This window comes from Roseovarius sp. BRH_c41, assembly GCF_000961715.1.
Taxonomy (GTDB): Bacteria; Pseudomonadota; Alphaproteobacteria; order Rhodobacterales; family Rhodobacteraceae; genus Roseovarius.
This window is the reverse complement of record NZ_LADY01000018.1, coordinates 44,973-65,426: the sequence shown is the minus strand read 5'-3', so window position 1 is coordinate 65,426 and position 20,454 is coordinate 44,973. Positions and strand designations below refer to the sequence as shown.

Annotated in this window: 19 protein-coding genes and 1 pseudogene; 10 read left to right on the top strand and 10 right to left on the bottom strand. The window is 60.6% G+C overall.

Annotated elements, in window-relative coordinates; translation table 11 throughout:
* The 3 genes and pseudogenes from VR71_RS04915 to VR71_RS04905 all read right to left on the bottom strand — a co-directional run.
* Positions 1 to 223 (bottom strand): annotated as a pseudogene (locus tag VR71_RS04915) (hypothetical protein); the annotation flags it as partial.
* A 128-nt stretch (positions 224 to 351) separates the two neighbouring features.
* Positions 352 to 1,545, bottom strand: coding sequence for an ADP-forming succinate--CoA ligase subunit beta (gene sucC, locus VR71_RS04910; RefSeq protein ID WP_009817978.1), 1,194 nt, complete (start codon positions 1,543 to 1,545; stop codon positions 352 to 354).
* A gap of 34 nt (positions 1,546 to 1,579) precedes the next feature.
* The gene (locus VR71_RS04905) at positions 1,580 to 2,119 is read right to left on the bottom strand and encodes a hydrolase (protein ID WP_009817979.1); all 540 of its coding nucleotides are present in this window, start codon (positions 2,117 to 2,119) and stop codon (positions 1,580 to 1,582) included.
* Between the two features lie 474 nt (positions 2,120 to 2,593).
* Here VR71_RS04905 and VR71_RS04900 point away from each other — a divergent pair, with 474 nt between their 5' ends.
* The 8 genes from VR71_RS04900 (at position 2,594) to VR71_RS04865 (ending at position 11,729) form a co-directional block, all read left to right on the top strand.
* Positions 2,594 to 3,298, top strand: coding sequence for a GntR family transcriptional regulator (locus VR71_RS04900; protein WP_009817980.1), 705 nt, complete (start codon positions 2,594 to 2,596; stop codon positions 3,296 to 3,298).
* Between the two features lie 61 nt (positions 3,299 to 3,359).
* Complete coding sequence (oxc, locus tag VR71_RS04895; protein WP_009817981.1) at positions 3,360 to 5,132, top strand: oxalyl-CoA decarboxylase; 1,773 nt, start codon at positions 3,360 to 3,362, stop codon at positions 5,130 to 5,132.
* 61 nt (positions 5,133 to 5,193) lie between these two features.
* Complete coding sequence (frc, locus tag VR71_RS04890) at positions 5,194 to 6,465, top strand: formyl-CoA transferase (protein ID WP_009817982.1); 1,272 nt, start codon at positions 5,194 to 5,196, stop codon at positions 6,463 to 6,465.
* Between the two features lie 57 nt (positions 6,466 to 6,522).
* Positions 6,523 to 7,440 (top strand): methionyl-tRNA formyltransferase, encoded by a 918-nt coding sequence (locus VR71_RS04885; protein ID WP_254656418.1) that lies wholly within the window; start codon positions 6,523 to 6,525, stop codon positions 7,438 to 7,440.
* Between the two features lie 216 nt (positions 7,441 to 7,656).
* The gene (locus VR71_RS04880) at positions 7,657 to 8,520 is read left to right on the top strand and encodes a universal stress protein (protein WP_045681716.1); all 864 of its coding nucleotides are present in this window, start codon (positions 7,657 to 7,659) and stop codon (positions 8,518 to 8,520) included.
* A 162-nt stretch (positions 8,521 to 8,682) separates the two neighbouring features.
* Positions 8,683 to 9,639 (top strand): tripartite tricarboxylate transporter substrate binding protein, encoded by a 957-nt coding sequence (locus VR71_RS04875; RefSeq protein WP_045681714.1) that lies wholly within the window; start codon positions 8,683 to 8,685, stop codon positions 9,637 to 9,639.
* Between the two features lie 35 nt (positions 9,640 to 9,674).
* On the top strand, positions 9,675 to 10,178 hold the full coding sequence (locus VR71_RS04870) for a tripartite tricarboxylate transporter TctB family protein (protein ID WP_045681713.1): 504 nt from the start codon (positions 9,675 to 9,677) through the stop codon (positions 10,176 to 10,178).
* Between the two features lie 39 nt (positions 10,179 to 10,217).
* On the top strand, positions 10,218 to 11,729 hold the full coding sequence (locus VR71_RS04865) for a tripartite tricarboxylate transporter permease (protein ID WP_045681705.1): 1,512 nt from the start codon (positions 10,218 to 10,220) through the stop codon (positions 11,727 to 11,729).
* A 47-nt stretch (positions 11,730 to 11,776) separates the two neighbouring features.
* On the opposite strand, the gene VR71_RS04860 is transcribed toward VR71_RS04865, so the two are convergent.
* Positions 11,777 to 13,183: a short-chain fatty acyl-CoA regulator family protein gene (locus VR71_RS04860; protein ID WP_045681703.1), complete on the bottom strand. Its 1,407-nt coding sequence runs from the start codon at positions 13,181 to 13,183 to the stop codon at positions 11,777 to 11,779.
* A 141-nt stretch (positions 13,184 to 13,324) separates the two neighbouring features.
* Between VR71_RS04860 and VR71_RS04855 the strand changes: the two genes are divergently transcribed.
* The gene (locus tag VR71_RS04855) at positions 13,325 to 14,377 is read left to right on the top strand and encodes a ketopantoate reductase family protein (RefSeq protein WP_009817989.1); all 1,053 of its coding nucleotides are present in this window, start codon (positions 13,325 to 13,327) and stop codon (positions 14,375 to 14,377) included.
* Positions 14,378 to 14,400: 23 nt separating this feature from the next.
* Here VR71_RS04855 and VR71_RS04850 read toward each other — a convergent pair whose 3' ends face one another.
* The 3 genes from VR71_RS04850 to VR71_RS04840 are packed head-to-tail and all read right to left on the bottom strand — an operon-like array spanning position 14,401 to position 16,634.
* Positions 14,401 to 15,363 (bottom strand): acetyl-CoA carboxylase carboxyltransferase subunit alpha, encoded by a 963-nt coding sequence (locus tag VR71_RS04850; RefSeq protein WP_040650559.1) that lies wholly within the window; start codon positions 15,361 to 15,363, stop codon positions 14,401 to 14,403.
* 60 nt (positions 15,364 to 15,423) lie between these two features.
* Positions 15,424 to 16,050, bottom strand: coding sequence for a hypothetical protein (locus VR71_RS04845; protein ID WP_296429879.1), 627 nt, complete (start codon positions 16,048 to 16,050; stop codon positions 15,424 to 15,426).
* Positions 16,038 to 16,634: a LysE family translocator gene (locus VR71_RS04840; RefSeq protein WP_045681700.1), complete on the bottom strand. Its 597-nt coding sequence runs from the start codon at positions 16,632 to 16,634 to the stop codon at positions 16,038 to 16,040. The genes VR71_RS04845 and VR71_RS04840 overlap by 13 nt, the downstream gene beginning before the upstream one ends.
* 81 nt (positions 16,635 to 16,715) lie before the next feature.
* Here VR71_RS04840 and VR71_RS04835 point away from each other — a divergent pair, with 81 nt between their 5' ends.
* Positions 16,716 to 17,159: an Lrp/AsnC family transcriptional regulator gene (locus VR71_RS04835; RefSeq protein ID WP_045681698.1), complete on the top strand. Its 444-nt coding sequence runs from the start codon at positions 16,716 to 16,718 to the stop codon at positions 17,157 to 17,159.
* Between the two features lie 82 nt (positions 17,160 to 17,241).
* On the opposite strand, the gene VR71_RS04830 is transcribed toward VR71_RS04835, so the two are convergent.
* The 3 genes from VR71_RS04830 to accD form a co-directional block, all read right to left on the bottom strand.
* Entirely contained in the window at positions 17,242 to 17,856 is a 615-nt protein-coding gene (locus VR71_RS04830) for a LysM peptidoglycan-binding domain-containing protein (protein WP_045681696.1), read from the bottom strand.
* A gap of 335 nt (positions 17,857 to 18,191) precedes the next feature.
* Positions 18,192 to 19,466 carry a folylpolyglutamate synthase/dihydrofolate synthase family protein gene (locus tag VR71_RS04825; RefSeq protein ID WP_045681694.1) on the bottom strand — a complete coding sequence of 425 codons (1,275 nt, stop codon included), beginning with the start codon at positions 19,464 to 19,466 and terminating at the stop codon, positions 18,192 to 18,194.
* Positions 19,463 to 20,398, bottom strand: a complete 936-nt coding sequence (gene accD / locus VR71_RS04820) for an acetyl-CoA carboxylase, carboxyltransferase subunit beta (RefSeq protein WP_045681692.1) — start codon at positions 20,396 to 20,398, stop codon at positions 19,463 to 19,465. The genes VR71_RS04825 and accD overlap by 4 nt, the downstream gene beginning before the upstream one ends.
* Positions 20,399 to 20,454 lie beyond the last annotated feature (56 nt).

Sequence of the window (20,454 nt, the reverse complement as noted above, 5' to 3'; positions counted from 1 at the left end):
GCGGCACGTAGATAACGGAGGCATTGGCCTCTGTCACATGTTTGGCCTCATGCACCGAGTTGAAGACCGGCAGGTCGAGATGCGTCGTGCCGCCCTTGCCGGGGGTGACGCCGCCGACCATCTGGGTGCCGTAAGCGATGGCCTGTTCGGAGTGAAATGTGCCCTGCGAGCCGGTAAGGCCCTGACAGATCACGCGGGTATGTTTGTCGACGAGGACTGCCATTTTGTTTGGCTCCTGAGTTCTGCGGCGGGGCCGCGTTATGGTATGGTCGGATGATCCGGGGCTCCGCCCGTTCGCGCCTCAAACGCTCCACCGGAGCGTTTGCCGGGGCAAAGGCCCCGGACCGGCGCTCACCCTTTGACGGCCTTGACGATCTTTTGCGCACCGTCCTTGAGGTCGTCGGCGGCGATGACGTCGAGGCCGGAGGTGTTGATGATCTCCTTGCCCTTTTCGACGTTGGTGCCTTCGAGACGGACGACGAGCGGCACCTTGAGGCCGACTTCCTTGACGGCCGCCACCACGCCCTCGGCGATCACATCGCAGCGCATGATGCCGCCGAAGATGTTGACGAGGATGCCTTTGACCTGCGGGTCAGAGGTGATGATCTTGAAAGCCTCGGTGACCTTTTCCTTGGTCGCCCCGCCGCCCACGTCGAGGAAATTGGCAGGCTCGGCGCCGTAGAGCTTGATGATGTCCATGGTGGCCATCGCCAGACCCGCGCCATTGACCATGCAGCCAATCTCGCCATCCAGCGCGATGTAGTTGAGGTCGTATTTGGAGGCTTCCAGTTCCTTGGGGTCTTCTTCCGAGGTGTCGCGCAGCTCTGCGATGTCAGGGTGGCGGTAGACTGCGTTGCCGTCAAAGCCGAGCTTGGCATCGAGGACCATCAGATCGCCACTGGTGGTGACAATGAGCGGGTTGATCTCGAGCATCTCCATGTCTTTTTCGACAAAGGCGCGGTAGAGGATGCCCATCAGCGACACGCATTGTTTGATCTGACCGCCGGTCAATCCCAAGGCAAAGGCGATGCGCCGACCGTGGAACGGCATATAGCCGGTGGCGGGATCGACGGCGAAACTGAGGATCTTCTCGGGCGTTTCGGCGGCCACCTCCTCGATGTCCATGCCGCCTTCGGTCGAGCAGACAAAGCTGATTCGGCTGGTCTGGCGGTCGATCAGCAGGGCGAGGTAAAGCTCGCGTGCGATGCTGGAGCCGTCTTCGATATAGATACGATTAACCTGCTTGCCCGCCGGACCCGTTTGATGCGTGACGAGCGTGCGGCCGAGCATGCGCTTGGCCTCTTCGGCGGCTTCGTTGACCGATTTCGCGATGCGAACGCCGCCTTTTTCCCCGGCGCCCGCCTCTTTGAATTTGCCCTTGCCGCGCCCACCGGCGTGGATCTGGGCCTTGACCACCCATACGGGGCCATCGAGCGCGCCTGCGGCGGTCTTGGCCTCTTCACCGCGCAAAACGACGCGGCCTTCGCTGACCGGTGCGCCGTAACTGCGCAACAGGGCCTTTGCCTGATATTCGTGGATGTTCACGCTCTTCCTCCCTTGGGTAAAACGACCGGGGTCGTCATTTGATCAGTGGCAACAGTTTCTTGAAAGCCGGGGTTCCGGCCCGGCCAAGCCATTCGAACACCACCATTTCCGTGGTGGCGATCCCCGCGCCCGCAGCGCTGAGCCGGGCGATGCAGGCCTTTTCGCTCTCGAGGGTGCGGGACGCGGTGGCGTCGGAGACGACAAAGACCTCGTACCCCTCTTCGATCAGGCTGGCGGCGGTTTGCAGCACGCAGACATGTGCCTCCATCCCGGCGAGCACGGCCTGTTTGCGCCCCAAGCCCCGGAAATGCGCCGCGAAATCGGCGTCTTCCATGCAAGAGAAATGCATTTTGCTGAGCACGGTGGTGCCCGGTCCCGGTTTCAGGTCCGGCACGGTTTTGCCCAAGCCAGTGGGATACTGTTCTGTCATCATCACCGGCACACCCAGTTCCTGAGCGCAGGCCATCAGGGTGCGGGCGTTGCGAATCGTCCGGGCGGGGGCCTGCATCGCAGGAACGAGCCGCTCTTGCATGTCGATGATCACGAGCGCGCTGTCGGCGGCACGGATAAGCATGGTCGGCCCCTCTGTTTTGGTCCACTAAATGTGGTGTTCATTCTTGTGGTATTCCAAATACCACAGTTGATTTTACCCAGCAACCCGGCATTTTCGCGAGCGGAGTCAGGGCTGCGTATTAAGTGGCGCGACTCAGGTTCCGGAGGGGCGTGAGAATGCTGCACCGCAACAAGATGGATGTGATTCGCGGGAGATCATTTTCTCTGGTAGCTTGTGTATTTCTTGAATAAAATAAATTATAACAATGACTTATTATTACTTATGGTTCTATCCCTCCGATCTGCGCCTAACGCCCGCCGGCTGTGCGAATTGTGCAGGAGAAACAACGCTATCGGCAGGGGTTTGGTAGGCGTATGATGCACCTGCGGCGACGAATTTTCAAAAAACGATTTGCCCGACCTGATATGCTGGTCTATGGTATACCACAGAAGTGAGCATGGCCGCCGAAGGGCACGGGCGCATTGGAGGGATAAGATGAAGCTACGCCCGATCGCGTCAAAATTCACGCTCAAGGACCATGTCTACGACCGTCTGCGAGAAGCGATCTTGGAAATGGACATCTATGATCAGAATGCCGATCTGCGGCTCGATGAACGCTCGCTGGCCGAGCAGTTGAACATCTCGCGCACGCCGCTCAGGGATGCGATTGCCCGGCTCGAGGCGGATGGGTTGGTGACGGTGGTTCCGCGCAAGGGGGTCTATGTCCAGCGCAAGAGCCTGGAAGAGATCCTGGAGATGATCATCGCCTGGGCGGCTTTGGAGAGCATGGCAGCGCGCCTGGCGGCGACTGCGGCAACCGACATAGAAATCGCGATGCTGCGCAAGATCGCCTCGAAATACAATGACGAGCTGTCAGCGACGCGGATTGCGGAATACTCGGACGATAACCTGAAGTTCCACCTGCATATTCTGGAGATATCCCATTGTGCATTGCTCAAGAGCATGGCGGAGGGATTGTTTCTGCATATTCAGGCGGTGCGCCTGCGGTCGATGTGGGAGGGGGATCGCGTCAAGCGGTCGGTCGTCGACCATGCGGAAATCATCGAGGCGTTGGAGCGCCGCGATGCCGATGAGGCCGCCGAGCGGGTGCGCGAGCACACGATGCAACTGCATCAGCATATTCGCAAAACATGGGGCAGGCTGGAACTGACCCGCAACGCAGCTTTGAACACGGCCTAGCTATCACGCCTGTCACCGCTGAGATCGCGGGGCGAGGCAGAATTGAAACGGGAGGAACTACATGGCACTCGCCAGCGCACACGCATCGGCCAACACGGGGTCAGAGGTGGATATCAATAGCCTCACAGACGGTTTTCACCTTCTGATTGATGCGCTCAAACTCAACGGGATCGAGACGATTTACAACGTGCCCGGCATTCCGATCACGGATCTGGGGCGCTATGCGCAGGGCCAAGGCATGCGGGTGATTTCGTTCCGGCACGAGCAGCATGCGGGTTATGCGGCCTCGGTTGCGGGGTTTCTGACCAAGATGCCGGGTGTGTGCATGACGGTTTCGGCCCCCGGTTTCATGAATGGTCTCACCGCGCTTGCGAATGCGACCACGAATTGCTGGCCGATGATCCTGATTTCCGGCTCGTCCGAGCGGGAGATCGTGGACCTTGCCCAGGGCGATTACGAGGAAATGGACCAATTGGCCATGGCGCGGCCGTTTTGCAAGGCGTCCTACCGTCTGACCTATGCGCAGGATATCGGCATTGCGGTGGCGCGGGCCATCCGCTCGGCGATTTCGGGGCGGCCCGGTGGCGTCTATCTTGATATTCCCGGCGCGATGCTGGGGCAGGTGATGGATGCGGCAGAGGGGGCACGCTCGCTGGTCAAGGTGATCGAGCCTGCGCAGCGTCAGATCCCGGCGCAGTCGGCGATTGATCGCGCCATTGAGGTCATGAAGGGCGCAAAGCGTCCGCTGATCGTGCTGGGCAAGGGGGCTGCCTATGACCAATGTGATGACCTGATCCGCGAATTGGTGGAGAAATCCGGCTATCCGTTCCTGCCGATGTCGATGGCCAAGGGTTTGTTGCCCGACACCCATCCGCAATGTGCCGCGGCCGCGCGGTCGATGGTCCTCAAAGATTCTGATGTGGTCATCATGATGGGCGCACGGATCAACTGGTTGCTCAGCCACGGCAAGGGCAAGCAGTGGGGCGAGCCGGGGGCAAAACGCTTTGTCCAGATGGATATCGAGGCCGAGGAGATGGATTCCAACGTCGAGATCGCGGCCCCCATTGTGGGTGACGTTGGGTCTTGCTGTGAGGCTCTCCTCAAGGCCATGGACGGGGCCGGGATCGCCCCGCCGAAAGAGTGGCTGGATGCGGTGAATTCCAAGGCCACGGCCAATATGGAAAAGATGGATGCGCGGCTGCGCAACAACAACGATCCGATGGATTATCACGGCGCGCTCGGGGTGATCAAAGATGCGATCAACGACAATCCCGACACGATCCTCGTGAACGAGGGCGCCAACACGCTCGATATGTGCCGCTCGATCGTCAACATCCACAAGCCGCGTCACCGGATCGACGTGGGCACCTGGGGTGTGATGGGGATCGGCATGGGTTCGGCCATCGCGGCGGCCATCGAGACCGGCAAGCGGGTGCTGGCGGTTGAGGGCGACAGCGCCTTTGGCTTCTGCGGGATGGAGATCGAGACGGTCTGCCGCTACAACCTGCCGATTTGCACGGTCGTGTTCAACAATGACGGCATTTATCGCGGCGATGGTGAGAACTGGGGCGGCGGTGACGATCCGGCAACCACGGTTTTTGTCAAAGGCTCGCGCTATGACATGATGATCGAGGCATTTGGCGGGGTGGGTGTCATCGCCCGCTCGCCGGATGAGCTGCGCAAGGCGGTTTATGAGGCGCTCGACAGTGGCAAACCCACGTTGATCAACGCGATCATTGACCCGGCAGCGGGCAAGGAAAGCGGCAATATCGGCAACCTGAACCCGCAATCGGTGGTGGCGCAACGCCTCTATCCGCAAGCGCGCAAAGACTGAACACAGAACGAAACTGGGGCGTGGGCGACCAGCCCACGCAGCTCAGAAGATGGAGAACCCTATGAAAGCTCTTGAAGGCGTCAAGATCCTCGACTTCACCCATGTGCAATCGGGACCGACCTGCACGCAACTCTTGGCGTGGTTCGGTGCAGATGTGATCAAGGTGGAGCGTCCCGGTGTCGGTGACGCAACGCGCAAGCAACTGGTGGACGTGCCCGGCGCGGACAGCCTCTATTTCACCATGCTCAACCACAACAAGCGCTCGATCGAGCTCAACCCCAAGACCGACGCCGGCAAGGAGGTGCTGACGCGCCTTGTTGAGACCTGCGACGTGCTGGTCGAGAATTTCGCGCCCGGTGCTCTGGACCGGATGGGCTTTAGCTGGGAGCGGATTCAGGAAATCAATCCGCGCATCATCATGGCCTCGGTCAAGGGGTTTGGCCCCGGCAAATACGAGGATTGCAAGGTCTATGAGAACGTCGCGCAATGCGCGGGCGGTGCGGCCTCGACCACCGGGTTCCTTGATGGTCCGCCGCTTGTGACGGGCGCGCAGATTGGCGACAGCGGCACGGGTCTGCATCTGGCTTTGGGTATTGTGACCGCGCTCTATCAGCGCGAGCGTTCGGGCCGGGGGCAAAAGGTATTGGCACCGATGCAGGACGGGGTGATCAACCTCTGCCGCGTCAAGCTGCGCGATCAGCAGCGTTTGCAGGTGGGGCCGCTGACCGAATATTCACAGTATGGCGCAGGCATTCCGTTTGGCGATGCGACGCCGCGCGCGGGCAATGACTCCGGTGGCGGTCAGCCCGGCCGTATCCTGAAATGCAAGGGCTGGGAGACCGATCCCAACGCCTACACGTATTTCATCACGCAGGCGGCTGTCTGGGAGAAGGTGTGCGACGTCATTGGCGAGCCGGATTGGAAGACCGCGCCTGGCTATGGCACCCCGGCCGACCGGTTGGACAAGCTCGACGCGATTTTTGCGCGGATCGAAGAATGGACCATGACCAAGACCAAGTTCGAGGTGATGGACATCTGTAATCCGCATGACATTCCGGTCGGTCCGATCCTGTCCACCAAGGAGATCATGGAAGACGAAGGCCTGCGCAAGACCGGGACCATCGTCGACGTCGATCACCCGACGCGGGGCCGCTACACGACAGTGGGTTGTCCGATCAAGCTATCGGACAGTTCGGTTGAGGTGACGCGCTCGCCGCTTTTGGGGGAACACACCCAAGAGATCCTGCGCGATGTGCTGGGATATGATGGCGAAGACTTGGCCCGGATCATGGACTCTGGTGCCGTCGGAAGTGCGAAACAAGCTGCCGAATAATGAATGGGTGACGGCAAGGCCGGCGCAGACCGGCCACCCGCACAACGGGAGGATCGAATGCGACTTATAGTAATGGGGCAACAGGCCTTTGGCAAAGATGTGCTGGCCAAGCTGCTCGACACCGGGACAGACGAAGTTGTTGCGGTTTATTGCGAGCCTGATCGTGACGGAAAGCCCGTCGATCCGGTCAAGGAACTCGCGCTGGAAAAGGGCCTGCCGGTCCACCAGCCTGCCAATTTCGATGATCCCGCCTCGCTCGAGGTTCTGGCGGGGCATCAGGCCGATCTGATGGTGATGGCCTTTGTCAATGTGTTCGTGCCCGAGGCCGCGCGCGATACACCGACCCATGGTTCAATCTGCTTTCACCCGTCCTTGTTGCCGCTGCATCGCGGACCCTCGGCGGTCAACTGGCCGATCATCATGGGGTCCACCAAGTCTGGCTATTCGTGGTTCTACCCGTCGGATGGCTTGGACGAGGGCGACAGCCTGTTGCAGTGGGACTGTGAGATCGGCCCGGATGACACGGTGATCGACCTCTATTTCAAGAAGATCTATCCGAGCGCCGTGGAGAGCGTGCTGACGGTCTGTGATCTCTATCGCAAGGGCAATCCACCGCGCATCGTTCCCGACGAGGACGAGGCCACCTATGAGCGGCGCTGCACGCGCACCCATTCGCGCATCGAATGGCATCGCCCGGTGAAGCAGGTCTATGACCTCATTCGCGGCACCAATCCGGCGCCGGGGGCTTGGACCACGCTGAACGGGGCCGAGGTCGATGTCTATGACTGCGCGCTTGTGCCGGGGGACGGTATTTCGGGCCGCGTGCGCGAGGTGTCCGATGCCGGCGTGGCAGTGCAATGTGTGGGCGGACGGATCCTGATCAAGCGGGTGCGTCCCAAGGGTGGGGCAAAAGTGCCTGCGAGCGAATGGGCCGCCTCTGTTGATCTTGCGCCGGGGGCGACACTGGGAAGCTGATCTCGAAACCATAGCAAAGGGAGCGCAACATGACAGGCTTGGGAAACGACCACGCCAATACAGCAGGGCAGAGCCAGAACGCGGGCGGCCCATCGGGCGCAGGTCCGGCATGCTGATCCGCTGCGCTCTCGTGATCGCGCCGCTTTCGGGCCACGGGCCTCAGGCGCGGTTCCTTTCCATCAACGCCGCAGGCGTTCCCAACGAGTTCTATTGATCATGCGCCAGAGCACACTTCACACCATCATGATGCCGGTTCGCGGAGACGGTCGGGGACCGATCCTGTTTGCGCATGCTGCAGCCCTCGCAAAACGCTTTAATGCGCATGTGCGGGTGGTGCATTGCCACCCCAAGGCCGAGGATATGATGCCTTATGGCGTGGTGATCCCGTCGTTCTTGCGCAAGCAGTTGGAAGAGGCGAGTCTCAAGCGCGCCGATTACGAACAGAACTATCTGCGCGACAAGTTTGTTGCCGATGCCGCGCGTCACGGGATCAGTGTTGAACCGCGCGCGGTTGGCAAGCCCACGGCGGCATTCCGGGAATATGAGGGCAAGCAGGTGGAGGTGGTGCGTCACTATGGGCGACTTGCCGATCTGATCTGCGTGGCCAAGCCCAATCAGGACGAAAACCTAGGATACAACACGTTGAAATCGGCGCTCTTTTCGTCGGGACGTCCGGTTCTGGTCTGTCCGGACACCGATCAGGTTGCGGCCGATATCGGCAGCCATGTGGCGATCGGCTGGAATGGCTCGCTCGAGGCATCGCGTGCGGTGGCGCTGGCGATGCCGCTGATCGAGGGTGCGGATCAGGTGACGATCCTGACGGCAGGGCGAATCGAGCACACCGCGACACCCGAAGAATTTCGGCATTATCTGGCGCAGCGGGGCATCACGTCGCAAATTCATGCGTTCGAGCGCAGCGGCAATGTGGGGCGCACGCTCTTGGAAAAATGCGCCGAAGTGGGGGCAAACATGCTGATCATGGGGGCCTATCACGAAAGTTACGAGCGGGAGTCGCTGCTTGGCGGCAATTCCGCGACCATTGTGGACGAAGCCAAGATTCCGGTGGTCATGGTGCATTGAGGCGTTGAGCAAAAGTATCGGAAATTTGTGGACAGGGACGGGAGGACGACAGCAAACTCAAGACTGGTTTGGGTGAGCACCAAGACAAGGCCGAGGAGGGCCGAGGGCGCATCAGAACCTTACTGCATCTGGCCGGATAGCGGCCATTAATGGGAGGAAGACATGAATATTCTGAAAACTTTAGCATTCGGCATCGCCGCGCTGGGGCTGACTGCTCCGGCGGCAATGGCAGAGTGGCAGCCGCGCAAGCCGATCGACTTTGTCATCATGGCGGGTCCGGGTGGCGGCGCCGACCAGATCGCACGCTTTATTCAGTCGGTGGCTGAGAAAAAGGACATGACCAGCCGTCCGCTCATCCCCAACAACAAGGGTGGTGGCTCTGGTGCAGAAGCGCTGATCTGGCTGAATACGGCAAGCGATCCGGATCACACCATTCTGGTGACGCTCAACTCGTTCTTCTCGACACCGATCCGTCAGCCCGATCTGGGCATCGACATCCAGAACTTTACCCCGATTGCAATGATGGGTGTCGACCCCTTCGCGCTCTGGGTTCAGAAAGACAGCGGAATCGAGACTTTTGAGCAGTGGGTCGAGACGGTCAAAGCGGCGGATGGTGAGTATACCACCGGCGGCACCGGCACCGGTCAGGAAGACAGCATCGTGTTTGCCTACCTGAACAACGCCTTCGACCTGAAGTCGAAATACATCCCATTTGACGGCGGCGGCGCGGTTGCGGCGGCTCTGGCCGGCAAGCAGATCATGGCGACAGTGAACAACCCGGCAGAAGCACGTGGCTTCTTCCAGTCGGGCGACGTGCGGCCGCTTCTGGTCTTCTCTGACGAGCAGATGAGCGCGTATCCGGGCATTCCGACGCTCAAGGAAAAGGGCCACGATTTCAGCTATTACAATCAGCGGGCCGTTGTTGGTGCGCCGGGCATGTCGGATGAGGCAGCAGCCTATTACCAGAAGCTCTTTGAGGACATCTTCAACTCTGAAGAATGGCAGGGCTATCTGGAGGCAGAGTCGCTGTCTCCGCTGTGGATGAACCCGGAAGAGCAGCGCGCCTACTGGCAGTTGCAGGTCGAGAACCACACCAAGCTTCTTGCTGGCATGAAGTAATCTGAAAACTTAACTCACAACAAGGAGGGCTAGCCATGCGGGTTGGCGAAATAGTGACGGCGGGCGTGCTGGCCCTCCTATCCATCTACCTGATGTACAAGGCATCGGCGAACGGGATTGGCTTTGTTGCCAAGACCGGACCACAGGGCGGCTTCTGGCCATTCTGGCTATCGCTGGGCATGCTGATCTCAACCGGCTTTATCGCCCTGAACTGGGTGCGGGGCACGTCTCCGCAGTCCCAGTCGGATGAACCGGTGCTTGACTCTTATGGGCTCAAGACGCTGTTGCTCGTAGGGGGTGGTATCATTGGCTTTGTGGCGCTGATCGACATCGTGTCGATGTATGGCGCGGTGGCCATCTTCATGCTGTACTATCTCAAGGTTCTCGGACGCCACGGCTGGTTCCTGACCACTACGATGGTGCTGCTGTTCCCGCTTGGGCTGTTCTTCTTCTTTGAAGGGCTGATGCAAATCTCGATGCCGACCGGCATGGGATTCACCGAGCCGGTGTTCAATGTCCTCTACGAAATCATCTACTGAGCCGGTCACGGCCTAGCTGACAAAAGGGCGACCCAATCCATGGAAATTCTATCTCTACTTGGCGACGGCATACTTGTCGCAGTGCAACCTCTTAACCTATTGCTCATCTTTGTCGGCGTGACTCTCGGGCTCTTTATCGGCGCAATGCCGGGTCTGGGATCGGTGAACGGTGTGGCAATCCTCTTGCCAATCACCTTCCTTGTCCCGCCGGGATCAGCGATCATCTTTTTGGCCGCCATCTACTATGGTGCCATGTATGGGGGGGCTATTTCGTCGATTACCTTGGGTATTCCCGGGGCATCGACGGCGGTCGCCACCACCTTTGACGGGCGACCACTGGCGCTGCAGGGCAAGGCGCGACTTGCCCTGGTGGCGGCAGCGATTGCCTCGTTCGTCGGGGGAACGGTGTCGGTCGTGCTCTTCACCGGCTTTGCTCCACTTTTGGCAACGGTGGCCCTCAGCTTTGGTCCGCCTGAGATCTTTGCTCTGATGCTTTTGGCCTTTGCAACCTTTGTGGGCCTTGGCGGTGACGATATAGCCAAGACGGTGTTTTCCATCTGTTTTGGTCTCGTTCTGGCCACGGTCGGGTTTGACCAGATTTCCGGCGCACCGCGACTGGTTCTGTTCGAGATGAACGGATTTCTTGGGGGCATCAGCTTTCTCGTTCTCGCCATCGGTGTCTATGGCATCGGCGAGATGATCTGGACCATTGAATCGACACGGGGCGAAGTGACCAATACCGAGGCAAAAATTTCGGTAAAGGGTATCATCGAGGACTCCGGCACGACGTTCACAAAGGGTTGGAAAGGCATGTCCATCGGCTCTTTCCTTGGCTTCTTCGTTGGCGTGCTTCCGGCGGCGGGGGCGACACCGGCCTCGCTCATGTCCTATGGCGTGACCAAGATGATCTCAAAGCGTCCCGATGATTTCGGCAAGGGACATGTCGGAGGCGTGGCGGCCCCGGAAGCGGCGAACAACTCTGCCTCTACCGGGTCCATGCTGCCGATGCTGACCTTGGGCATTCCCGGCTCTCCCACCACCGCCATTCTGCTGGGTGGTATGGTGATCTGGGGTCTGACGCCCGGTCCGCGCCTCTTTGTGGAACAGTCGGATTTCGTCTGGGGTCTGATTGGATCGTTCTATGTCTCCAACTTCTTTGCCGTGATCGTGAACCTTGCCTTCATCCCGCTGTTTATCTGGATGCTGCGCATGCCCTTTACCGTGCTGGCACCGCTGATCTTTGTGCTCTCGGTTGTCGGTGGCTATGCGGCGATGCAGGATATGTTCGACATCTGGCTGCTGCTGATCTTTGGCTTTGGCGCGTTCTTCCTGCGCAAGTTTGACTATCCGGTGGCGCCTGCGGTTCTGGCCATCGTGCTGGGTCCGATTGCCGAACCGACGCTGCGCCAATCGTTGCTTCTGTCCTCGGGCGATCCGGCGATCTTCTTTAACCGGCCGATTTCGGCACCGATCATGATCGTGGCGATCATCCTGATCCTGATGCCCGCGTTCAAGTATCTGCGTCCGCGGCGGGCCAAACCGGCGGAATAAGACCTTAGCGAGAGAAAATCGGGAAGGGGGGCCAATCGGCCCCCCTTTCAGCTTTCATAGCGGGTGCTGCCGCGCCGGTTCTCGTCAATCGGCAGTTCCATCAACAAGGGCTGATGCGCGCGCTGCGAACAGGCCTGGCGCGGGCAGAGGTTACAGTTGAGGCCGATGGGCGCATAAAGCTTGGGGTCGTCGAAATTGTAGCTCGACGCATAGCGCAAGCGGTGTGCGTATTTCGCCTCGCAACCCAAGGCAAGAGTCAGGCGGCGGTCCTGCGTTTCCTCACTGAAAACCGGGCGATGCACCGTGCGGCTCACGGTGAAATAGCGCGCGCCATCGGGCATTTCGACGAATTGCGGCATCATCACGCCGGGTTGGTAAAAAGCCGTGTGAATGTTCCAGACCGGACAGGAGCCGCCATATTCCGCAAGGTGAAATGAGGTGGAATTGAAACGTTTGGTGACATTCCCGGCCTTGTCGATGCGCAAAAAGAAGAACGGCACGCCGCGCGCGCCCTCGCGCTGCAAGGTGGTCAGGCGCTGGCAGACCTGTTCGAACGAGGTGCTGAACACCGCAGCGATCCGGTCGATGTCATAGGCGGCCGCCTCTGCTTCGCGCAGGAAGGCGTCATAGGGCATGAGAAAGGCGGCGGCGAAGTAATTGGCAAGTTCCACCCGCAGCCGGGCCAGAGCGTGCTGTGAATCGAGCCCGCTGCGGTTGACGATCCCCGACAGCACGTCAGGATAGGCCACGAGGCAGAGAACATGGGCGAGTTGAAAGGCGCGGTTGGAGGTGTCGAGCGCCTGAGACAGATGCACCACGCCGGCGGCCTCGTCATAATACCGCAGCGCATCGCCCAGATCCCCGATCCGCCGGACTCGCACGGTGATGCCATGCCGCGTCCGAAGCCGCTCGCGCAGATCGAAATAGCGGTCTTCGGGCGAGGTGAACTCTCCTTCGCGTGCGCTTTCTGAGGCGTGCTCGAGCTCTGGGAAATGGTTGCCGTGGTCGCGAAAGAAATTGTGGATGACGGTCTCGGGCGAGCTGCGCAGCAATTCATCGGCGGCGTTGTCGCCGGCAAGGCTCAGGATCTTTTCCAGTGCAGTGCGATATGCGCCGTGCAATTCGAGAAAGAGATCGACGACGCGTGGCGCGTGATCCACCGCGCCGCGCAATTCCTGAAGATCGGGGCGGTCTGAGGCAAAGACCGGGTCGCGCACCGCAAGGCGCAGATCCGCCACCCGGCGCGCGGTCTCGTCGCGGGTCAGGTCGCGCCAATCGACGGCATAGGCATCCGCCAGTGACATCAGCATCTGCACCGACAAGCTGCGCTGATTGTTTTCGAGCAGGTTGATGTAGGAGGGGCTGACATTCAGCATCCGGGCCATATCGGCCTGAGTCTGGCCCCGGTCGCGTCTCAACTGACGGAGCCGGGGGCCAATGAGCGTCTTTGCCATGGGAATCCTTACAACATTACAGAAATTAGATTTGTAATGTTTACCATACACACATTGACATTAATTTCGTAGTGAAATCGGCGGGGTTCTATATAGTCGAGGGATCAATCACAGTAGCAAGATTCTATCGAAAGGACGGACATGGCTTATCGTATCGTAATCCTCGGGGCCTCTTATGGCTCTCTGCTTGGCACCAAGTTGCTGATGGCCGGGCAGGATGTGACGTTGGTCTGCCGTCAGTCCACCGCCGATCTGATCAATGCCGAGGGCACCGACGTGCGCATCAAGCTGCGTGACGAAGCAGAGCATCGCTCGTTCCGGTCGCATGACCTGCCCGGCACGCTCAACGCGCTGACACCCGAGGATGTGAACCCCGCCGAGTATGACATGGTGGCGCTTGCCATGTCAGAGCCGCAATATTGCGCCGACAATATCGTCGACCTCTTGGGTCGGATCGCGGCGGCGGGCACGCCGTGCCTGTCGATCATGAACATGCCGCCGCTGCCCTATTTGCGCCGGGTTCCGGGGCTGGATACCTCGAAACTTGAGGCGGCCTATACCTGTCCGCGGGCCTGGGCGGCGTTCAAGCCCGGCACCGTGACCCTGTGCAGCCCCGATCCGCAGGCCTACCGCGTAGCCGAGGATGGCGCGAATACGCTGCATGTCGGGCTGCCGACCAATTTCAAGGCCGCGATTTTCGAGGATGAGGCCCATAATCGCATCCTGCGTGACCTTGAGGCCGCGATTGACGCGGTGACGGTCGATGGCAAGGATGTACCGGTCAAACTGCGTGTCTTCGACTCGATCTATGTGCCCTTTGCCAAGTGGAGCATGCTGCTCACGGGCAATTACCGCTGTGTCCTGCCGGAAGGTGCGCGCCCGATCAAAGAGGCGGTGCATGGCGATGTGGCCTTGTCCGAGAAGATCTACAGCACCGTCGATGATGTGGTGCGCCGTCTTGGGGCGGATGCGGACGACGCCGTGCCTTTTGCCAAATATGCAAACGCGGCCAATGGCTTGCTCAAACCGTCCTCGGCTGCACGCGCGATTGAAGGCGGGGCGGACCGGATCGAGCGGGTCGATATGCTGGTGAAACTCATCGCCGAGCAGCAAGGCATCGAGTCGGCTGAGTTCTCGGGAATCGTCGAGACAGTGAACGCGCGGCTCAAGGCGAACCGGCGCGACGCGGCCTGAGGCGAAGTATCAGCGCTCGCGGCTCAGGCCGCGAGCCCCTTGGTTCCCATCCGCAGAAATTTCTCGCGCCGATCCTTGATAAGGGCGGCGCGATCTTTCTTCGCAAGTTCTGACAGCATTGCCTCAATCGTCTTGCCCACGGCAGCGATGGTGCGGGCCGAATCGCGGTGCGCCCCTCCCAAGGGTTCGTCAATGACGCGGTCCGCGACGCCAAGCCGGGTCAGATCCTGTGCCGTGAGGCGCAGCGCTTCGGCGGCTTCGCGCATCTTTTCGGCATCCTTCCACAGGATCGAGGCGCAGCCTTCGGGTGAGATCACGGAATAGACCGAATGCTCCAGCATGGCCACGCGGTTGGCCGAGGCAAAGGCCACAGCCCCGCCTGATCCGCCTTCGCCGATGATGACCGACACCAGCGGCACGCCGATGGCAAGACAGGTCTCGGTGGAGCGGGCAATCGCCTCGCTTTGCCCCCGCTCTTCGGCGCCCTTGCCCGGATAAGCACCGGGCGTGTCCACCAGCGTGATCACCGGCAGGCCGAAACGGTCGGCCATCTGCATCAGGCGCACGGCCTTGCGATACCCCTCGGGACGGGCCATGCCAAAGTTGCGGGCGATCCGGCTCTTGGTATCGTTGCCTTTTTCATGGCCTATGACCATCACGGGGCGGTCCTTCAGCCGCGCAAGCCCGCCCATGACGGCATGATCTTCGCCAAAGACGCGGTCCCCGGCGAGCGGGGTATAATCGGAAAACAACGCCTCGATATAGTCGCGGCAATGCGGGCGGTCGGGGTGACGCGCCACCTGACATTTCCGCCACGGGGTCAGCGTTCTATAGAGGTCATGCAGCATCTCGGCGGCCTTGGCATCAAGAGCTGCAGCCTCGGCATCGACGTTCATTTCGGCATTACCGCGGGCAAGCGCGCGCAGTTCCTCGGCCTTGCCTTCAATCTCGGCCAGCGGCTTTTCAAAGTCGAGGTAGTTGGTCATTGCTGTCATGTCTCCACGGTTGCCGTGGGGTTATATGGCTGGAAGAGGGGTGATTTGCAATCACAACCGGGCGAGGGCGGCGCGTAGGGCCGGCTCTGGTGAGGTCAGCACTGGCTGTGCGAGGTCGGTGAGATACCGGGCCGCCCCAGCCATCGAAACCTGAGCCAGAACGATTGCTGTGATATCAGGATGTTGCGCGATATAGATCCGGGTTTCTCTGGCGATGGCGCGGGCGAAATCATCGTGGTTGTCCGCAGCGAAAAGCGGCCAGAGAGACAAGAGAGGGAGGGCGTGTATGGGGTGCGGATTGGCGGTGCAGTGCAGGGCGCGGGTGAGGAGGGCGAGGCTGGGCGCTCGGGTGCTGTCGAGGCAATAGACCATGAGCACCGGGCCACCGGAGTCCGCCGCCACCTGCATCATTGGTGCGTCGATCCGCAGCGCGCCTGCGGACTCGGCTATGGGACCGATCGTGGTGCAGGTGCAAAGAACAGGGGTGGGGTGTTTATGAATTTCTTTTTTGATTTCAGAGATCAAATCCTCTGTCATGGCCTCTTGGGCACGGCTCAGGAAATCCGGGCGCAGGATATGATGAAGCGTCACATCCGGTGCGATGCGATCGCGCAGCGCGTCAAAAGTGGCGCGGTGGACCTCTGCGGTATGCAGCAAGGTCAGCGTCATGCGGGCCATAGCACAGGGATCAGTGTCGCGACCAAGAGGGCAGCCATGAGCCAGTTGAAGACACGCAGGCGGGTTTGGTTCTTGAGCAGGCGGCGGAGTTGTTGGCCGAGCAGGGTCCAGCTTGTGGTGCTGACGGATGAGACCACAACATATACGCCAGAGACCCAGAGGACCGAGGCCAGATCGCGCCCGGTGGCATAGAGGGTGATGGCAGAGAGCGCCATGCTCCATGCCTTTGGATTGACCCATTGGAATGCCGCAGACTGTAGGAAAGTCAATGGCTTACCGGAGGTTTCGGCGTCGCGGGGTGGGGCGGCGTGGGCGATTTTCCACGCGAGATAGAGGAGATAGGCGACGGAGCCGATCTTGAGCAGGGTGTAGCTGAGCGGCCATAGGTCGAAGACCTGCATCACGCCGAGGCCCACACATGCTACCATTAGGGGAAACCCAAGGCCGATCCCCAGCATATGGGGGATGGAGCGGGCAAAACCGAAGTTCGTCCCCGAGGCCATGAGCATGAGGTTGTTCGGTCCCGGAGTCATGACCGTGACAAAGCAAAACGTGGCGAGGGCGGTGAGCAATTCGAGTGTCATGGCACAATTCTATGCGATTTTTCGTGGTGTGGAATTGTGTTTTGTTGTGATTGTGCACATTCTCTGCAATATAATTCGCTCATGGACAAGATCAGTGAACGTATATTGCAAGAGTTAAGCCGCGATGGGCGGATCAGCAATCTGGAGTTGGCCGAACGGGTGGGCCTGTCACCGTCCGCCTGCCTGCGACGGGTACAGGATCTGGAGCGGCGGGGCGTGATTGCGGGCTATCGCGCGGTGCTGAATCGTGGCGCGCTTGGCATTGGGTTTCTGGCCTATATCACGGTCGGGCTGAACAGCCACACCAAGGCCAGTCAGGTGGCCTTTGAGCAGGCGATGAGCCGCGCGCCGGAGGTGGTGGAATGCCACAATATCACCGGCGCGGTGGAGTATCTCTTGCGGGTCGAAGTGCCTGATCTGGTGGCCTACAAGCGGTTTCACACCGATGTTCTCGGCACGCTGCCGCAGGTCAACGCGATCACATCCTATGTGGTGATGGGCTCACCCAAGGATGGGCGTGGATAATTTGTGCCATTGAAAATGAAAGGGGGCCGCTGGTTCGGCCCCTCAATCACTCCTGCCATCGTAACGGGTTTGCCCTGAAAAATCAGGGCGTTGGAAGGTTGAGCACCTGACCGACGTGGAGCCGGTCCGTGGGCTGCATGCTGTCGCTATTGGCGGCAAAAATATCGGATTGTTTTGCGAGGTCGCCGTAAAAGCGATAGGCGATCGAGGCAAGGCTGTCGCCGGTGGCGACGGTATAGGTGCTGGGCACGCGGGGGCGGGCCGGTTGGGACAGGGCGCTGAGAAGAAGTGCCGTATCGACACGCCCTTCGGCTGTGACTAGCCCTTGTGGCACCTCGACACGGCCCTTCTGGGCAGCGTCATTCACGAGGGCGTCGATATAGGTCTCGGATTGGCCCTGCTGCAGCGCGCCAAGCACCATCGAGTCAAGCGTTGTCGCGGCCGGTGCGGAGGCGACGGCAGCCGGTGCTTCTTTGGTGGGTTGGACTGGCTGCTCGGCAAGGGGCGCGTTGGTAACCTCTGGATCGGGCTGACGTGCCGGGGCGTTTACTGTTGAGAGGTCCGGTGCGGCGCGGGTGACATAGGTATCGGTCAGGGGCAGGGCGTCCACCGATGGGCGCGGTTTGCCGGGTTGAACAAGGATCAGCGCAAGGGTGATCGCAAAAAATCCTGCCGCGATCAGGGTGGCACGCAACATTCTAATACCCCAAATAAATCAATGACATGGTCGTGAAGATTGAAAGGGTGATCGGGGCAAATTCGGCCGATTGACGGCCTGTGACGTGGTTGAACACGGCGCTTCCCCCTTTGAATTTTTGGGTCCGGCGGGCACGGATGCCGGAGTTTATGGATCAATATATAGTCTGGTTATCGCAATTCCGTCAATATGGGGTGATTCGCAAAAGCCTTGAAAAGCCTTAAAAACCGCAGATTTTTCGTGGGATTCGACCATGAGGGCGACAGCGTACACCCTGTACGCATTGTACGCGGGTTTTGTACGCAAAGATCGTGTGGTCCTGCGCTTTGGGCGGCTCAGCCGTTTTCGCGCAGAATGCCGCCCGCGAGATAGAGCGAACCGCAGATCAAAATCCGCGCCTCGGGGCTATGGGCGGCGATGGCGGTGACGGCATCGAGCGCAGTCTCGGCGGTTCGTGCGGGCAGGCCCGCCGCGCGGGCAGCCTCGGCTGTGACCTCGGCGGGCAGGGTGTTGGCCTCGCCGGGGATCGAGAGGGCGGTGAGCGACGCGGCATGGGCGGCGAGGGGCATGAGATAGCCTGCGATGTCCTTGGTATTCAGCATGCCGCAGATCAGATGCGTGGGACGCGCGGGCAGGGTGGACAGATGCCGCGAGAGCGCTTGGCCCGCGGCGGGGTTGTGACCGCCGTCGAGCCAAAGCTCGGCATGAGGAGCGGCCTCGATCAGCGGGCCGGTGTGCAGGCGTTGCATGCGCGCGGGCCAGAAGGCGTGGGTGACGGCGGCCTCATAGGCGGCATCGCCCATGTGCAGGTGGCGCAGGGCAGCGAGGGCCGCGCCTGCGTTCTCGATCTGATGCGCGCCCGGCAGGTTGGGCAGGGGGAGGTCCAAGAGGCCGGTTTCGTCCTGAAAGATCAGGCGACCACGTTCTGAATAGGCGTGCCAGTGTTGACCCTGCGCCAAGAGGGGCGCGCCGTGGCGGGCGGCGATGGCCTCGATCACGGTCAAAGCCTCGTCCGGTTGCGGGCCGACGACGCAGGGCACGCGGCGCTTGATGATCCCGGCCTTTTCGCCCGCGATCTTGGCCAGCGTGTCGCCGAGATATTGTTCGTGGTCGATGGAAATGGGGGTGATGATGGTGAGCGCCGGTTGGTCGATCACATTCGTGGCATCGAGCCGCCCGCCAAGACCGACCTCGAGCAGGGTGTAGTTGGCCGGGGTTCGGGCCATGGCGAGGAGGGCGGCACAGGTGGTGATCTCGAAATAGGTGATCGGGTCTGCGCCATTGGCAGCGTAGCATTCATCGAGAATGGCGGTCAGGTGATCCTCTGAAATCAGATCGCCCGCCAGCCGGATGCGTTCGTGAAACCGCGCGAGATGGGGCGAGGTATAGGCGTGCACGGTCTTGCCCGCCGCCTCAAGTCCGGCGCGGATCATCGCCTGTGTGCTGCCTTTGCCATTGGTGCCCGCGATATGGATAACGGGTGGCAAGCCGTTCTGGGGATTGCCCAAAGCGTCCAGCAAACGCCAGACGCGATCGAGCGTGAGGTCGATGATCTTGGGGTGTAGCGCCATCATCCGGGCAAGGATGGCGTCCGATGTGGGGGCGGTCATTTCTTGGGGGCGTCCTTGGGCTTTGCCTCGGCCTTGACCGGCTCTGCCGCAGCGGGGGCGGGCAGGTCGCCCTTGATCGCGGGGGGCAGGCCCATCAGCATGCGGGTGATGGTGATCAACTCGTCGCGCATCTGGGTGCGGGGCGTTACGCGGTCGAGCATGCCGTGATCGAGCAGGTATTCGGCGCGCTGGAAGCCTTCGGGCAGTTTTTCGCGGATGGTCTGTTCGATGACGCGCGGACCGGCAAAGCAGATGAGCGCGCCCGGTTCGGCAATCTGGACATCGCCCAGCATCGCATAGGAGGCGGTGACGCCGCCGGTGGTGGGATGCGTGAGCACGACGATATAGGGCAGGTTCGCCTCTTTGAGCATCTGCACCGCGACGGTGGTGCGGGGCATTTGCATCAGGCTCAGGATACCCTCTTGCATGCGTGCGCCACCGGCTGCGGAAAAGAGGATGAGCGGGCGTTTGAGTTTCACGGCTGTTTCGGCGGCGGCGATGATGGCATTGCCGACATACATGCCCATGGAGCCTGCCATGAAGCTGAAATCCTGTGCTGCGGCCACGATGGGCGTGCGGCCCATTTCGCCGGTGGCGACCAGCATCGCCTCTTTCTCGCCGGTCAGTTTCTGGGCGGCGCGCAGGCGGTCGGGGTATTTCTTTTGGTCGCGGAAATGCAAAGGGTCGGGGGTGGGGGCGGGGACGTCCACCTCGGAGAAGATGCCGCCGTCAAAGAGGGCGGCAAAGCGGGCGCGCGGGGTGATGCCCATATGGTGGCTGCAATTGGTGCAGACGTTGAGATTGTCCGAGAGTTCGCGGTGAAACAGCATGGTGCCGCACTCGTCGCATTTGGTCCAGAGGTTCTCGGGAATCTCGCGGCGCGAGAAGATCGAGTTGATCCGGGGGCGCACGTAGTTTGTGATCCAGTTCATTCGGTCCGGTCCCTCTGGTGGCGGTTGCGCCCTGACATAAGCGGGGCGCGGGTGAA

Coding starts and splice junctions, on each gene's coding strand:
- VR71_RS04905 (WP_009817979.1), bottom strand. CDS start 2,119: ATGCTTATCCGTGCCGCCGACAGCGCGCTCGTGATCATCGACATGCAA.
- VR71_RS04900 (WP_009817980.1), top strand. CDS start 2,594: ATGAAGCTACGCCCGATCGCGTCAAAATTCACGCTCAAGGACCATGTC.
- oxc (WP_009817981.1), top strand. CDS start 3,360: ATGGCACTCGCCAGCGCACACGCATCGGCCAACACGGGGTCAGAGGTG.
- frc (WP_009817982.1), top strand. CDS start 5,194: ATGAAAGCTCTTGAAGGCGTCAAGATCCTCGACTTCACCCATGTGCAA.
- VR71_RS04885 (WP_254656418.1), top strand. CDS start 6,523: ATGCGACTTATAGTAATGGGGCAACAGGCCTTTGGCAAAGATGTGCTG.
- VR71_RS04880 (WP_045681716.1), top strand. CDS start 7,657: ATGCGCCAGAGCACACTTCACACCATCATGATGCCGGTTCGCGGAGAC.
- VR71_RS04875 (WP_045681714.1), top strand. CDS start 8,683: ATGAATATTCTGAAAACTTTAGCATTCGGCATCGCCGCGCTGGGGCTG.
- VR71_RS04870 (WP_045681713.1), top strand. CDS start 9,675: ATGCGGGTTGGCGAAATAGTGACGGCGGGCGTGCTGGCCCTCCTATCC.
- VR71_RS04865 (WP_045681705.1), top strand. CDS start 10,218: ATGGAAATTCTATCTCTACTTGGCGACGGCATACTTGTCGCAGTGCAA.
- VR71_RS04860 (WP_045681703.1), bottom strand. CDS start 13,183: ATGGCAAAGACGCTCATTGGCCCCCGGCTCCGTCAGTTGAGACGCGAC.
- VR71_RS04855 (WP_009817989.1), top strand. CDS start 13,325: ATGGCTTATCGTATCGTAATCCTCGGGGCCTCTTATGGCTCTCTGCTT.
- VR71_RS04850 (WP_040650559.1), bottom strand. CDS start 15,363: ATGACCAACTACCTCGACTTTGAAAAGCCGCTGGCCGAGATTGAAGGC.
- VR71_RS04845 (WP_296429879.1), bottom strand. CDS start 16,050: ATGGCCCGCATGACGCTGACCTTGCTGCATACCGCAGAGGTCCACCGC.
- VR71_RS04840 (WP_045681700.1), bottom strand. CDS start 16,634: ATGACACTCGAATTGCTCACCGCCCTCGCCACGTTTTGCTTTGTCACG.
- VR71_RS04835 (WP_045681698.1), top strand. CDS start 16,716: ATGGACAAGATCAGTGAACGTATATTGCAAGAGTTAAGCCGCGATGGG.
- VR71_RS04830 (WP_045681696.1), bottom strand. CDS start 17,856: ATGTTGCGTGCCACCCTGATCGCGGCAGGATTTTTTGCGATCACCCTT.
- VR71_RS04825 (WP_045681694.1), bottom strand. CDS start 19,466: ATGACCGCCCCCACATCGGACGCCATCCTTGCCCGGATGATGGCGCTA.
- accD (WP_045681692.1), bottom strand. CDS start 20,398: ATGAACTGGATCACAAACTACGTGCGCCCCCGGATCAACTCGATCTTC.